Origin of the sequence: Leifsonia sp. McL0618, assembly GCF_049994905.1 — a bacterium.
In the GTDB taxonomy this organism is placed as follows: Bacteria; Actinomycetota; Actinomycetes; order Actinomycetales; family Microbacteriaceae; genus Diaminobutyricibacter.
The window spans coordinates 2,314,917-2,328,811 of sequence record NZ_CP188258.1; the positions used below are offsets into that span (position 1 = coordinate 2,314,917).

Genomic DNA, 13,895 nt, shown 5'->3' on the forward strand with positions numbered 1-13,895 from the left:
CATGTCGCTCTCGGTGAGGGTCATCCCGTGCCTCGACGTCGCCGACGGCCGCGTCGTGAAGGGCGTCAACTTCCAGAACCTGCGCGATGCCGGCGACCCGGTCGCGCTCGCCCGCTCGTATTACGAACAGGGGGCGGACGAACTCACGTTCCTCGATGTGACCGCGACCGTCGACAACCGGGCGACCACCTATGACGTCGTCCGCGCGACGGCCGAACAGGTCTTCATCCCGCTGACCGTCGGCGGGGGAGTCCGCAGCACCGACGACGTCGCGCGCCTGCTGAGCAGCGGGGCGGACAAGGTCGGCGTGAACAGCGCGGCCATCGCGCGCCCGGGCCTCGTCGCCGAGATCGCCGACCGGTTCGGTGCGCAGGTGCTGGTGCTGTCGCTGGACGTCAAACGCTCGCCTGCCACCGCATCCGGGTTCGTCGTGACGACCCACGGCGGCCGAACCGAGACGACGCTCGACGCGCTGGAGTGGGCTGCCACGGCCATCGAGCTCGGCGCGGGCGAGCTGCTGGTCAATTCGATCGACGCGGACGGCACGAAGGCTGGGTTCGACCTGGAGCTGATCGGCCTCATGCGCGCGATCAGCTCGGTTCCCGTGATCGCTTCCGGCGGCGCGGGCGCGATCACCGATTTCGCGCCGGCCATCGCCGCGGGAGCAGACGCGGTCCTCGCGGCCAGCGTCTTCCACTCCGGCGAGATGACCGTCGGCGATGTGAAGCGCGAACTCGCGCAGGCAGGAATGGAGGTCCGCTCATGACCGGATCCGCAGAGCGGGCGATCGTCGACAGGGTCGCGTTCAACCGCGACGGCCTGGTGCCCGCGATAATCCAGCAGTGGGACACCGGCGAGGTGCTCATGATGGGGTGGATGAACGATGAAGCGCTCCGGCGCACGCTCACCGAAGGCCGCGTGACGTTCTGGTCACGGTCACGTGCGGAGTACTGGCGAAAGGGCGACACCTCCGGCAACGTGCAGTACGTCAAAGGGGCAGCTCTGGACTGCGATGGAGATACCCTGTTGGTGAAGGTGGAGCAGATCGGCGTCGCCTGCCACACCGGCACCCGCACGTGCTTCGACGGCGACCAGCTCGCGCCCGTCGTCGGCACTGCACCGACCGATTCCTGACACCTTTCGCCACAGGAGACCCCGAATGACCTCCGCAACCGGATCGCTGGCCGCGACAGGCTCGACCACGGCCGCCGACTTCCAGGCGCTTCTCTCCGCCCACCGGGTCATCCCGGTCGTCCGCGAACTGTTCGCCGACGGCGAGACGCCGGTCGGCATCTACCGCAAGCTCGCGGCAGGAAAGCCGGGTACGTTCCTCCTCGAATCCGCCGAGCAGGGCGGCATCTGGTCGCGGTTCTCCTTCGTCGGGGCGTCGTCGTTCGGCGTGCTCACCCAGGACGGCGACGAGGTCAGCTGGCTCGACTACGGCCTCTCGCGTGATCGGGCTCTCGGCACGAGAGAGACGGTCGCGCCGCTTGTCGCGCTCGCACACCTCTACGAACGGTGGCAGACGCCCCGGATCGAGGGGCTTCCACCCCTGACCGGCGGTCTGGTCGGTTTCATCGGCTGGGAGGCCATCCGCCAGATCGAACGGCTTCCCGACCAGCCGGTCGCCGACTTCAGCGTTCCCGGCCAGGCACTCTGCTTCGCGGCGGATGTCGTGGCCATCGACCACCGCTACGGCACGGTCAAGCTCATCGCGAACGTCCTCAACGACGGTGTCGACGACCCGGACACGATGTGGTCGGAGGCGCAGGAACGGCTCGACACGATGCAGGCTGCGCTCGCACGGCCTGCGGAGGCATGGCTCGCCGAGGTGGACCTCTCGACACCGGCCGACCCTGTCTCACGCACCGAGCGGGACGATTTCCTCGCCGCGGTCGTCACCGCCAAGCAGCACATCCACGACGGCGACGTGTTCCAGGTCGTGATCTCCCAGCGCTTCGAACTGGATTGTGCGGCGCATCCGCTCGACGTCTATCGCGTGCTCCGCAGCCTCAATCCCAGCCCGTACATGTACCTGCTCACTCTCGAGCGTCCGGATGGGGGAGAGTACGCGATCGTCGGAAGCTCGCCGGAGGCGCTCTTCAAGGTGCAGAACGGACGCGCGTTCACGCATCCGATCGCCGGGTCGAAGCCGCGCGGCGCCACACCCGAGGAAGACCTCGAGCTCGAGACCACACTGCTCGGCGACGACAAGGAGCGTGCGGAGCACCTCATGCTCGTCGACCTCGCCCGCAACGATCTGCTCAAGGTCTGTGCGGCCGGCTCGGTCGAGGTCACCGAGTTCATGCGCGTCGAACGCTTCAGCCACATCATGCACATCGTCTCGTCCGTCGAAGGCGACCTGCTGCCTGGCGCGACCGCGATCGACGTCTTCCGGGCGACATTCCCGGCCGGCACGCTGTCCGGCGCACCCAAGCCGCGCGCGCTCGAGATCATCGACGAACTGGAGCCTGCACAGCGCGGCGTCTACGGGGGCGTGATCGGGTACTTCGGCTTTGCCGGAGACGCCGACCTCGCGATCGCGATCCGCACGGCGACGATCATGGACGGCGTCGCGCGCGTGCAGGCCGGCGGTGGGCTGGTAGCCGACTCCGACCCCGTGAGCGAGTTCCAGGAGTCGCAGAACAAGGCGGCCGCCCCGCTGCGCGCAGTGGCCGTCGCCAACGCGATGAGACGGGTCAAGTGACGGCCATGACCGACGACGTGCAGGCAGGCGACAGCCCGGTCGGGAGCCGCAGGGCCAAATACACCGCGATGCTCGCGATCGTGGTCGGTGCCGGCCTCGCCCTGCTCGCGTCCACGCAGCCCTGGATCACCGTCCACCTCGCCGCTGCCGCCAACCACGCCGCGGCCGTGGTCGTCCAGGGCTCTGCGGCCGCACCCGCGCTCACGGCACTCTCCCTGGCCGGACTCGCCCTTGCCGCCGCTCTCGCGATCGCCGGACCGGTCGTGCGCATCGTGCTGGCAGTGCTCGGGCTGCTGATCGCCGTATCGATCGTGTTGTCGGCTGGCATCGCGCTGGGCGACCCGGTGCAGGCCGCGGCCGCCGCGATCACCAGCGCTTCCGGCGTCTCCGGCGGAACATCGGTCACGCGCCTCGCCGAAACAGTCGACGTGTCGTTCTGGCCGTGGATCGCGATCGTGGGCGGGATCGTCATCGCGGTCGCCAGTATCGCCGTGGTCGTCACGTCCCGGCGGTGGCCCGGGCCGTCACGCCGCTACCAGGCGGTCCGTTTCGAGGATGCGGACGCCGGCGCAGAGGGCCCGTCCGGGTTCGACGGTGACGGCGTGCCCGACGTGCTGGCCGCTCCCGACCCGGCTGCGCCATCCGACCAGACCGGGCAGGGCGTACCGATCGACCGCGACGCGGCCATCGACAGCTGGGATGAGCTCAGCCGGGGCGAGGACCCCACGCGCTGAAGCTGCGCGCCTCGCGCCCGGCGCTTCGCTAGACTTGTCCGGAACCAGCCAGAACCATCGTGCACCTGATCTGTGGTGCACCCGACACGCGGGAGTTTCATGAGCACGGAGTCAGTGGATCCAGGACACGGTCACTCGCCGGCGGCCTGGACGGCCGTCATCATCATGCTCATCGCGTTCACGATCGGCACTGTTGCGTTCTTCCTCGACCTTCCGCTCGTCGTCTGGGGTGCTGCGGGACTGCTCGTCGTCGGCCTCATCGTCGGCTGGATCATGGCCCGCGCCGGCTACGGCGTGAACGGCGACAAGTACACGCCGAAAGAACACTGAGGCGTGCTCTCCGACCTCGTCGCCGGAGCGCTTGCCGATGCTGAACGTCGACGGGCCGCCCGGCCCCTGCACCTCGTCGAAGCCGCGGCTCTCGACCGTTCCGCCGCGATCGATGCGCTGACGGCACTCCAGCCCGGCGAACGCGTCAAGATCATCGCCGAGGTGAAGCGTGCGAGTCCGTCGCGCGGAACGCTCGCCGAGATTTCGGATCCGGCTTCGCTCGCCGTCTCCTACGAGACCGGCGGAGCGAGCGCCATCAGCGTGCTCACCGAGGAACGGCGGTTCAACGGTTCGCTCGCCGACCTCGAGGCTGTGCGTGCGGCCGTCAGCCTTCCCGTGCTCCGCAAAGACTTCATCGCAGAGCCGTACCAGGTGTACGAGGCGCGGGCCGCCGGCGCGGACATTGTGCTCCTCATCGTCGCGGCTCTCGATCAGCCGACCCTGCAGTCGCTCTTCGATCTCTCCACGTCGCTCGGAATGACGACGCTCGTCGAGACGCATTCCGCCGACGAGGTCAGTCGTGCCCTCGACATCGGCGCAAACCTCGTCGGCGTCAACGCCCGCAACCTGTCGACGTTCGAATTGGACCGCGACCTGTTCGGCACGCTCGCCGACCAGATTCCCTCCGGCGTCATCCGGGTCGCCGAATCCGCCGTGAAGACGGCCGGCGACGTCGCCCACTATCGAGCGAGCGGCGCCGACGTGGTACTCGTCGGCGAAGCGCTCGTCACGAGCGACCCGGTCGCAACCCTCGAAGAATTCCTGGTGGTCTGATGTCCCTCCGTGCAGAGACTGGTCCGTATTTCGGCGACTTCGGCGGACGGTTCGTCCCCGAGTCGCTCATCGCCGCGCTCGACGAACTCTCCGCGGCCTGGGAAGACGCCAAACGGGACCCGGCGTTCGCCCACGAGCTCGAGCTCCTCAACCGCACATACACAGGGCGACCGTCGATCATCACCGAAGTGCCGCACTTCGCCGCCCACGCCGGCGGTGCCCGCATCATCCTCAAACGTGAAGACCTCAACCACACCGGTTCGCACAAGATCAACAATGTGCTCGGCCAGGCCATCCTCACCAAACGCATCGGCAAGACCCGCGTGATCGCGGAGACCGGCGCCGGGCAGCATGGTGTCGCGACAGCGACGGCTGCAGCACTCTTCGGCATGGAGTGCGTCATCTACATGGGCGAGGTCGACACGGAGCGCCAGGCGCTCAACGTCGCCCGGATGCGCCTGCTCGGCGCCGAGGTCATCTCCGTCAAGACCGGCTCCCGCACCCTCAAGGACGCGATCAACGAGGCGATGCGTGACTGGGTGACCAACGTCGGCAACACCAACTACATCTTCGGAACGGTGGCAGGCCCGCATCCCTTCCCCGCAATGGTGCGAGACCTGCAGAAGATCATCGGCGAAGAAGCTCGCGAGCAGGTGCTCGAGCTCACCGGGCGCCTTCCTGACGCGGTCGCCGCGTGCGTCGGCGGCGGTTCGAACGCGATCGGCATCTTCCACGCCTTCCTCGACGACCCCGGAGTCGCCCTGTACGGCTTCGAGGCCGGGGGAGAGGGCGCTGAGACTCCACGTCACGCAGCGACGATCACGAAGGGGCGTCCCGGCGTCCTGCACGGAGCTCGCAGCATGCTGCTCCAGGACGAAGACGGCCAGACCATCGAGTCCCACTCCATCTCCGCCGGACTCGACTACCCGGGCGTCGGGCCCGAGCACGCCTGGCTCGCCAGCATCGGCCGCGCGCAGTATCGTCCGGTGACGGATGCCGCGGCGATGGATGCGCTTCGGCTCCTCAGCCGTACCGAGGGCATCATCCCCGCGATCGAGTCGTCGCACGCCCTCGCCGGTGCGCTCGAACTCGGACGGCAGCTCGGACCGGAGACGATCATCCTCGTGAACCTCAGCGGTCGCGGCGACAAAGACATGGAAACCGCCGGAAAGTACTTCGGCCTGATCGATCAGAACGCGGTGCAGTCGTGAGCCAGGTGGCCACCAGCAGGGTCGAGGCCGCGATCGCCCGCCGCAACGCCGACGCGAAGGGCGCCCTCGTCGGCTACCTGCCCGCAGGATTCCCGAACCTGGAAGCGAGCATCGACGCCGCAGTCGCACTGGCCGAGAACGGCGTCGACATCATCGAGCTCGGGCTGCCCTATTCCGATCCCGTCATGGACGGCCCTGTGATCCAACAGGCCACCCAGACGGCACTGGCCGGAGGCTTCCGGCTGCGCGACGGCTTCACCGCTGTGCGCGAGATCACCGCGCGAGCCGACGTGCCCGTATTGCTGATGACCTACTGGAACCCGGTGCTCCAGTACGGGGTCGATCGATTCGCAGACGACCTCGTCGCTGCAGGCGGCGCCGGCCTCATCACCCCCGATCTCATCCCCGATGAAGGGGCCGCGTGGATCGCGGCGTCGGAACGCACCGGTCTCGACCGCGTCTTCCTCGCCGCGCCATCGTCGACGGATGCCCGCTTGCGGCAGGCGGTCGAGACGAGCCGCGGATTCGTCTATGCGGTGTCAACCATGGGGATCACCGGTGCGCGCGCTGACGTCGACACCGCTGCCCGCATGCTGGTCAAACGCCTTCGGGATGCCGGCGCCACCAGTACGTGTGTGGGGCTCGGCATCTCGAGTGCCGCTCAGGTCTCGGAGGTCCTCGACTACGCCGACGGCGCGATCGTCGGCTCCGCACTGGTGAAGGCGCTGGCCGAAGGCGGCGTCGACCTCGTCGGCGAGGTGGCCGCTGCGCTGGCCGACGGAACCCGCAAAGCAAAATAGACTAAGTTGACCGTGGCGCGAGTGCGCCGGTTCGTCGCAGTCTGCGACGAACAACAAAAGCACGAAAGGTGAGTCATCGGGTGTTTGCGGTGTTGAGCAGCTTGCATGCGAGCATTCCGAGCCCGGATCCGTCGTGGGCGTCGTTCCAGGTCGGTCCGTTCACGATCCGCACGTACGCACTGTGCATCCTCGCCGGCATCATCCTGGCCACCATCTGGACGTCGCGCCGCCTCACGAAGCGCGGCGCCGAGCCGGGCGTCGTGCTCGACGTGATCCTGTGGGCGGTGCCCCTCGGCATCATCTTCGCCCGTGCTTATCACGTGTTCACGCACCCGGCCGACTACTTCTACCCCGGGGCCGACCTGTGGAAGACCCTGTTCATCTGGGAGGGCGGAAACGCCATCTTCGGCGCGCTCATCGGTGGCGCCGTCGGCGCATACATCGGCTGCCGCATCTCCGGCCTGCGCTTCTGGTCGTTCGCCGACGCTCTCGCTCCCGCGCTCCTGCTGGCACAGGCCGCAGGACGACTCGGCAACTACTTCAACCACGAGCTCTTCGGCCTGCCGACCAACCTTCCGTGGGGCCTCGAGATCGAGTCGAGCAATCCGGCATTCCCGGCCGGCCTTCCGGACGGCACGCTCTTCCAGCCGCTGTTCCTCTACGAGATCATCTGGAATGTCATCGGCATCTTCGTCCTGCTCTGGCTGGAACGCCGTTTCCGGCTCCGCTGGGGCAAGCTGTTCGCCTCATACCTCATCTGGTACGGGCTCGGCCGCTCCTACCTCGAGTCGATCCGCATCGACCCGAGCGAGTACTCGTTCCTCGGCATCCCGTTCAACGTCTGGGCGGCGTTCGGCGCCTTCGTGCTGGGCATCATCATCTTCATCGTGCAGACCCGCCGCCACCCCGGAATCGAGCCGAGCGTGTACCGTCCCGGTCGCGAATGGCACAAGCCCGATGCTGAGGTAGACTCTGACGACACCGATTCGGACGACGAGGCTCAGGGCGAGGACGCCGATGAAACCGAGGAGTCGGGCGCAGCCAAGGCCACAAGCAAATTTGGCACCGCGTAACAATCCGGTGTTCAAGGCCCAGGCAACCCCACAAGCATCTTCCTGACCGCACGCTCTTCTGCCCGCACAGGGCCTACCCGGCTGCGGTATCCATGTTCACGGGCCGACGGCGTCCCACCTCAGTAACTCTTCACGTGAGGACGGTCGATGATGGTGCTACAGCCTCCCTTCTCCCGCTCAGCCACGCAGTCCGCCGGCTTCAGCACGGTTCCCGCCAAGCAGGGTCTCTACGACCCCGCTTTCGAGAAGGACGCCTGCGGTCTCGCCATGGTGGCGACGCTGCGCGGCACTGCCGGCCACGACATCATCGATGCGGCGCTCAACGCGCTACGTAACCTCGAGCACCGCGGGGCGGTGGGCTCCGACGCCGGCACCGGTGACGGAGCAGGCATCATCACGCAGATCCCGGATGCGTTCCTGCGCGCGGTCTCCGGACTCGAGCTTCCTGCGGTCGGCCGTTACGCCGTCGGCAATGCGTTCCTTCCGGCGGCAGCCGAAGAACGTGCCGCAGTGAAGGCTGCGATCGAAGCGATCGCCGTCGACGAGGACCTCGTGGTCATCGGGTGGCGCGACGTTCCTGTGCGACCCGACGAGATCGGAACCCTCGCACGCGACGCCATGCCGGCGATAGAACAGCTGTTCGTCTCGAGCACGCGCACGGGCGAGTCCGGTTCGGCGGTCGGCGGCATCCTGCTCGACCGCCAGACGTTCCGTGCCCGCAAGCGTGTCGAGCGCGAGCTCGACGTGTACTTCTCGTCGCTGTCGAGCCGCACGCTCGTCTACAAGGGCATGGTCACGACGCTTCAGCTGGAGCCGTTCTACCCCGACCTCTCCGACCAGCGTTTCGCGTCGAAGCTCGCCCTCGTGCACTCGCGCTATTCGACGAACACCTTCCCGTCCTGGCCGCTTGCCCAGCCGTTCCGCATGATCGCCCACAACGGCGAGATCAACACGGTGCAGGGCAACCGCAACTGGATGCGCGCGCGCCAGTCGCAGCTCGAAAGCTCCCTGCTGGGCGACCTGGGACCTGTTCTCCCCATCGTCACGCCCGGCGCGAGCGATTCGGCCTCGTTCGACGAGGTGGTGGAGCTGCTGACACTTTCTGGTCGCTCGCTGCCGCACGCTGTGATGATGATGGTCCCGGAGGCCTGGGAGAACCAGACCGAGATCGATCCGGTCCGCCGCGACTTCTACGAGTACCATTCGATGCTCATGGAGCCGTGGGACGGCCCGGCCGCGATCGTGTTCACCGACGGATCCGTCGTCGGCGCAACCCTCGACCGCAACGGGCTGCGCCCCGGCCGGTATGTGATCACCGGAGACGGACTCGTCGTTCTGGCGAGCGAGATCGGTGTCCTCGACATCGACCCGAGCCGTGTCGTGCGCAAGGGCCGACTTCGCCCGGGAAAGATGTTCCTCGTCGACACCGTCGCGGGGCGTCTGATCGAAGACGACGAGATCAAAGCAGAGCTCGCAGCGAGCGAACCGTGGGGTGAATGGCTCGAAGAGGGCCGGATCAACCTCAAAGACCTCCCCGAACGCGAGCACATCGTCCATACGCCCGCGTCGGTGACCCGTCGCCAGCGCACGTTCGGCTACACCGAGGAAGAAGTGCGCGTCCTCCTCAGCCCGATGGCGAAGACCGGCGCCGAGCCCCTGGGAGCCATGGGCTCCGACACACCGGTCGCGGTGCTGTCCCAGCGTCCGCGACTGCTGTTCGACTACTTCGCCCAGCAGTTCGCCCAGGTGACGAACCCTCCTCTCGACTCCATCCGCGAAGAGGTCGTGACTTCGCTCAAGCTGGGCCTCGGCCCTGAGCGCAACCTTCTGACCGCCGGCCCCGAGCACGCGCGGCAGGTCGTCCTCGACTTCCCGGTCATCGACAACGACGAGCTCGCCAAGATCCAGCACATCGACCCCCGTGCCGGCAGCAGGCTGACGACAACGCTCAAAGGCCTTTATCGGGCAGACGCCGGTCCTGACGCCATGCAGGAACGGATCGCCGAACTCTGCGATGAAGTCGACGAGGCGATCGAGGCAGGCGCACAGTTCATCGTTCTGAGCGACCGCGACTCGAACCGCGACCTGGCGCCCATCCCGTCGCTCCTGATGCTCGCAGGCGTACACCACCACCTCATCCGCACCGAGAACCGAATGAAGGTCGGCATCATCGTCGAAGCCGGCGACGTGCGAGAAGTGCACCATGTCGCCCTCCTGATCGGGTACGGCGCTTCGGCGATCAACCCGTACCTGGCGATGGAAAGCTGCGAAGAGCTGGTACGCAGCGGCATGATCACGGGAGTGTCGCCGGAGAAGGCCGTCAAGAACGTGATCAAGGCGCTCGGCAAGGGCGTTCTGAAGATCATGTCCAAGATGGGCATCTCGACGGTTTCGTCGTATGCGGGAGCGCAGGCGTTCGAGGCGGTCGGCCTCAGCCAGGAATTCGTCGACCAGTACTTCACCGGCACCACCAGCAAGCTGGGCGGCGTCGGCATCGAGGTCATCGCCGCGGAGAACCTGGCGCGTCATGCCAGCGCATACCCGCTCGACGGCGCGACGATCGCGCACGAACGGCTCGCGACCGGGGGAGAGTACCAGTGGCGGCGCGACGGTTCGCCCCACCTTTTCAACCCCGAGACGGTCTTCCGCCTCCAGCACGCGACGCGCACGCGGCGGTATGACATCTTCCGCGAGTACACGCAACTGGTCGACGACCAGGCTGCTGGCCTGATGACCCTCCGCGGCATGTTCAAGCTGCAGACCGGCGTGCGGCCGCCCGTGCCGCTCGACGAGGTCGAGCCGATCGAGTCGATCGTCAAGCGGTTCTCGACGGGCGCGATGAGCTACGGGTCCATCTCGAAGGAAGCCCACGAGACGCTGGCGATCGCGATGAACAGCATCGGCGCGAAGTCGAACACCGGTGAGGGCGGCGAAGACCTCGACCGCCTGCTCGACCCGGAACGTCGAAGCGCGATCAAGCAGGTCGCATCCGGTCGTTTCGGCGTGACGAGCATGTACCTCACGCACTCGGACGACATCCAGATCAAGCTCGCTCAGGGCGCCAAGCCCGGCGAAGGCGGCCAGCTGCCGCCGACGAAGGTGTATCCCTGGATCGCGCGCACCCGCCACGCGACCGCCGGCGTCGGGCTCATCTCGCCGCCACCGCACCACGACATCTACTCGATCGAGGACCTCAAGCAGCTCATCTTCGACCTCAAGCGCGCGAACCCGAACGCTCGTGTACACGTCAAGCTCGTCAGCGAGTCGGGCATCGGTGCGGTCGCCGCCGGTGTCGCCAAGGCGCTGGCGGATGTCGTGCTCGTCTCCGGCCACGACGGCGGCACGGGCGCAAGCCCCGTCAACTCGCTCAAGCACGCTGGAACCCCCTGGGAGCTGGGCCTCGCCGAGACCCAGCAGACGCTGATGCTCAACGGGATGCGCGACCGCGTCGTCGTGCAGGTCGACGGTCAGCTCAAGACCGGTCGCGACGTGATCGTCGGCGCGCTCCTCGGCGCCGAGGAATTCGGTTTCGCCACCGCACCGCTCGTCGTGTCGGGCTGCGTGATGATGCGCGTCTGCCACCTCGACACCTGCCCGGTCGGCGTTGCGACGCAGAACCCCGAACTGCGCGCCCGCTTCACCGGAAAGCCCGAATTCGTCGTGAACTTCTTCGAGTTCATCGCCCAAGAGGTGCGGGAGTACCTCGCCGAGCTTGGGTTCCGCAGCATCGAGGAGGCCATCGGGCACCACGAGCTTCTCGATGTCGACGGCGCGATCGACCACTGGAAGGCGTCGGGACTCGACCTGTCCCCGATCCTGGTCGGCCCGGAGTTCCCCGAGAACGCGCCGCGCAAGAATGGGCGACCGCAGGACCACGAACTCGACAAGCACTTCGACAACGAGCTGATCGCGCGCAGTGCCGGCGTGCTCGATGCGGGCGGACACATCGAACTCGCACTGCCCATCCGCAACACCGAGCGTGCTGTGGGAACGATGCTCGGACACGAGGTGACCCTGCGCCACGGCGAGAACGGGCTGCCGACCGGCTCCATCGACATCACGCTCACCGGTTCCGCGGGCCAGTCGCTCGGCGCATTCCTGCCGAGCGGCATCACCCTGCGTCTCGAAGGCGACTCGAACGACTACGTGGGCAAGGGACTGTCGGGCGGCCAGATCGTGCTGCGGCCCGACCGCAACAGCGTCTTCCCGGCCGAACGGAACGTGATCGCCGGAAACGTGATCGGCTATGGCGCGACCCAGGGCAGCATGTTCATCCGCGGAATCGTCGGCGAACGGTTCCTGGTGCGCAACTCCGGTGCGACAGCCGTCGTCGAAGGCGTCGGCGACCACGCACTCGAGTACATGACCGGTGGACTCGCGGTGATCCTCGGAGGCACCGGCCGCAACCTCGGCGCCGGGATGTCGGGCGGTACGGCGTACGTATACGAGCTGAAGCGCGAGCGGGTCAACCGGGATGCGCTCGACACCGGTGAACTCGAACTGCTGCCCCTCGGCAGCGCCGACGTCGAGATCGTGCGCGACCTGCTCGAGCGGCACATCGCCGAGACCGAGTCGACTTTGGCCGCAAAACTTCTCGCAGACTTCGACGACACCGTCGCGAAGTTCGTGAAAGTCCTCCCGCGCGACTACGCCGCGGTGCTCGAAATGCGACAGAACGCCGTAGACGAGGGGCTGGACCCCGACGGCGACGTCGTCTGGAACCGAATCCTGGAGGTGACCGGTGGCTGACCCGAAGGGCTTCCTCAAAGTTACGGAGCGCGAGCTTCCCAAGCGTCGCCCGGTTTCCGTGCGCCTGATGGACTGGAAAGAGGTCTATGAGGCGGGCGATCCGGCCGAGCTCCGACGCCAGGCCGGGCGCTGCATGGACTGCGGCATCCCGTTCTGCCACCAGGGCTGCCCGCTCGGCAACCTGATCCCGGAGTGGAACGACCTGATGTGGCGGGGCGAGGGCCGTCAGGCGATCGAACGCCTGCACGCGACCAACAACTTCCCCGAATTCACGGGCCGGCTGTGCCCGGCACCGTGCGAGTCGTCGTGCGTCCTCGGGATCAACCAGCCCGCGGTCACGATCAAACAGGTCGAGGTGTCGATCATCGACCAGGCCTGGCAGAACGGCTGGGTGCAACCGCACCCGCCGGAGCGCCTCACCGGCAAGACCGTGGCGGTCGTCGGCTCGGGTCCGGCGGGGCTCGCCGCAGCCCAGCAGCTGACGAGGGCCGGCCACACGGTGGCCGTGTACGAGCGTGACGACCGCATCGGCGGCCTGCTGCGGTACGGCATCCCCGACTTCAAGATGGAGAAGAAGCACCTCGAGTCGCGCCTCAACCAGATGACCGCCGAAGGAACCCGGTTCCGCGCAGGCGTGAACATCGGTGTCGACATCACCTGGGACGAGCTGCGCACGCGGTACGACGCCGTCGTGATCGCGACCGGCGCGATGGTCCCGCGCGACCTGCCCATCCCTGGGCGTGATCTCAGCGGCGTCCACTTCGCGATGGAATACCTCGTGCAGCAGAACAAGGTCGGGGCCGGCGACAGCGTGCCCGACCAGATTACCGCCGAGGGAAAGCATGTCGTCGTCCTGGGCGGCGGCGACACCGGCGCGGACTGCATCGGCACCGCCCACCGCCAGGGTGCGGCATCCGTCACCAATCTCGCCATCGGCAAGCAGCCGCCGGGTGAGCGTCCAGCACACCAGCCGTGGCCGGTCACGCCGACGCTCTTCGAGGTGCAGACTGCGCACGAAGAGGGGGGCCGCCGCGAATACCTCGCTTCGACGGTCGAGTTCCTCGCGAACGACTTCGGCGAGGTGCGGGCGATCCGCGTCGCCGAGACCGAATACCTCGACGGCCGCCGCGTGCCCAAGGCGGGAACCGAGCGGGAGATCCCGGCCGACCTCGTGCTCCTGGCCCTGGGATTCACCGGTCCTGAGCCCGAAGACCTCGGCAACCAGCTCGAGGTCCCCTTCGACGGGCGTGGCAACGTCGAGCGCGACGGCGACTACCAGACCAGCCAGCCGGGCGTCTTCGTCGCCGGCGACGCCGGTCGCGGGCAGTCACTCATCGTCTGGGCGATCGCAGAAGGACGGGCAGCAGCATCGGCCGTCGACCGGTATCTTGAAGGAGAGACGCAGTTGCCCTTCCCGGTGAAGCCGACCGACCGCGGCATTCTCGTCTGACACAACACGAACCATCACGCGCGGCGCTGCCGCACGCCCCGAACCAACACGAATCGAGCGCCGCGCG

11 protein-coding genes are annotated in these 13,895 nt (G+C 67.4%); all 11 read left to right on the forward strand.

Features of this window, described 5'->3' with window-relative positions:
* Window position 1 precedes the first annotated feature (1 nt).
* The 11 genes from hisF (at window position 2) to ACPPVQ_RS11125 (ending at window position 13,828) form a co-directional block, all read left to right on the forward strand.
* Window positions 2-766, forward strand: coding sequence for an imidazole glycerol phosphate synthase subunit HisF (hisF, locus tag ACPPVQ_RS11075; protein WP_426515154.1), 765 nt, complete (start codon window positions 2-4; stop codon window positions 764-766).
* Window positions 763-1,134, forward strand: coding sequence for a phosphoribosyl-AMP cyclohydrolase (gene hisI / locus ACPPVQ_RS11080; protein ID WP_426515155.1), 372 nt, complete (start codon window positions 763-765; stop codon window positions 1,132-1,134). The genes hisF and hisI overlap by 4 nt, the downstream gene beginning before the upstream one ends.
* A 25-nt stretch (window positions 1,135-1,159) precedes the next feature.
* Window positions 1,160-2,707 (forward strand): anthranilate synthase component I, encoded by a 1,548-nt coding sequence (locus ACPPVQ_RS11085; RefSeq protein ID WP_426515156.1) that lies wholly within the window; start codon window positions 1,160-1,162, stop codon window positions 2,705-2,707.
* Window positions 2,708-2,712: 5 nt separating this feature from the next.
* Entirely contained in the window at window positions 2,713-3,441 is a 729-nt protein-coding gene (locus tag ACPPVQ_RS11090) for a Trp biosynthesis-associated membrane protein (protein WP_426515157.1), read from the forward strand.
* A 99-nt stretch (window positions 3,442-3,540) separates the two neighbouring features.
* Window positions 3,541-3,771: a DUF6704 family protein gene (locus ACPPVQ_RS11095; protein WP_426515158.1), complete on the forward strand. Its 231-nt coding sequence runs from the start codon at window positions 3,541-3,543 to the stop codon at window positions 3,769-3,771.
* A gap of 3 nt (window positions 3,772-3,774) precedes the next feature.
* On the forward strand, window positions 3,775-4,545 hold the full coding sequence (trpC, locus tag ACPPVQ_RS11100; protein ID WP_426515159.1) for an indole-3-glycerol phosphate synthase TrpC: 771 nt from the start codon (window positions 3,775-3,777) through the stop codon (window positions 4,543-4,545).
* Window positions 4,545-5,756, forward strand: a complete 1,212-nt coding sequence (trpB, locus tag ACPPVQ_RS11105; protein ID WP_426515160.1) for a tryptophan synthase subunit beta — start codon at window positions 4,545-4,547, stop codon at window positions 5,754-5,756. The genes trpC and trpB overlap by 1 nt, the downstream gene beginning before the upstream one ends.
* Window positions 5,753-6,556, forward strand: coding sequence for a tryptophan synthase subunit alpha (trpA, locus tag ACPPVQ_RS11110; protein ID WP_426515161.1), 804 nt, complete (start codon window positions 5,753-5,755; stop codon window positions 6,554-6,556). The genes trpB and trpA overlap by 4 nt, the downstream gene beginning before the upstream one ends.
* 92 nt (window positions 6,557-6,648) lie before the next feature.
* Window positions 6,649-7,629, forward strand: coding sequence for a prolipoprotein diacylglyceryl transferase (lgt, locus tag ACPPVQ_RS11115; RefSeq protein ID WP_426521228.1), 981 nt, complete (start codon window positions 6,649-6,651; stop codon window positions 7,627-7,629).
* 150 nt (window positions 7,630-7,779) lie between these two features.
* Entirely contained in the window at window positions 7,780-12,378 is a 4,599-nt protein-coding gene (gltB, locus tag ACPPVQ_RS11120) for a glutamate synthase large subunit (RefSeq protein WP_426521230.1), read from the forward strand.
* On the forward strand, window positions 12,371-13,828 hold the full coding sequence (locus tag ACPPVQ_RS11125) for a glutamate synthase subunit beta (RefSeq protein WP_426515162.1): 1,458 nt from the start codon (window positions 12,371-12,373) through the stop codon (window positions 13,826-13,828). The genes gltB and ACPPVQ_RS11125 overlap by 8 nt, the downstream gene beginning before the upstream one ends.
* Window positions 13,829-13,895: the final 67 nt, after the last annotated feature.

Bases quoted from the DNA above. Each gene is read 5' to 3' on its own strand.
- hisF (WP_426515154.1), top strand. From the start codon at position 2: ATGTCGCTCTCGGTGAGGGTCATCCCGTGCCTCGACGTCGCCGACGGC.
- hisI (WP_426515155.1), top strand. From the start codon at position 763: ATGACCGGATCCGCAGAGCGGGCGATCGTCGACAGGGTCGCGTTCAAC.
- ACPPVQ_RS11085 (WP_426515156.1), top strand. From the start codon at position 1,160: ATGACCTCCGCAACCGGATCGCTGGCCGCGACAGGCTCGACCACGGCC.
- ACPPVQ_RS11090 (WP_426515157.1), top strand. From the start codon at position 2,713: ATGACCGACGACGTGCAGGCAGGCGACAGCCCGGTCGGGAGCCGCAGG.
- ACPPVQ_RS11095 (WP_426515158.1), top strand. From the start codon at position 3,541: ATGAGCACGGAGTCAGTGGATCCAGGACACGGTCACTCGCCGGCGGCC.
- trpB (WP_426515160.1), top strand. From the start codon at position 4,545: ATGTCCCTCCGTGCAGAGACTGGTCCGTATTTCGGCGACTTCGGCGGA.
- gltB (WP_426521230.1), top strand. From the start codon at position 7,780: ATGGTGCTACAGCCTCCCTTCTCCCGCTCAGCCACGCAGTCCGCCGGC.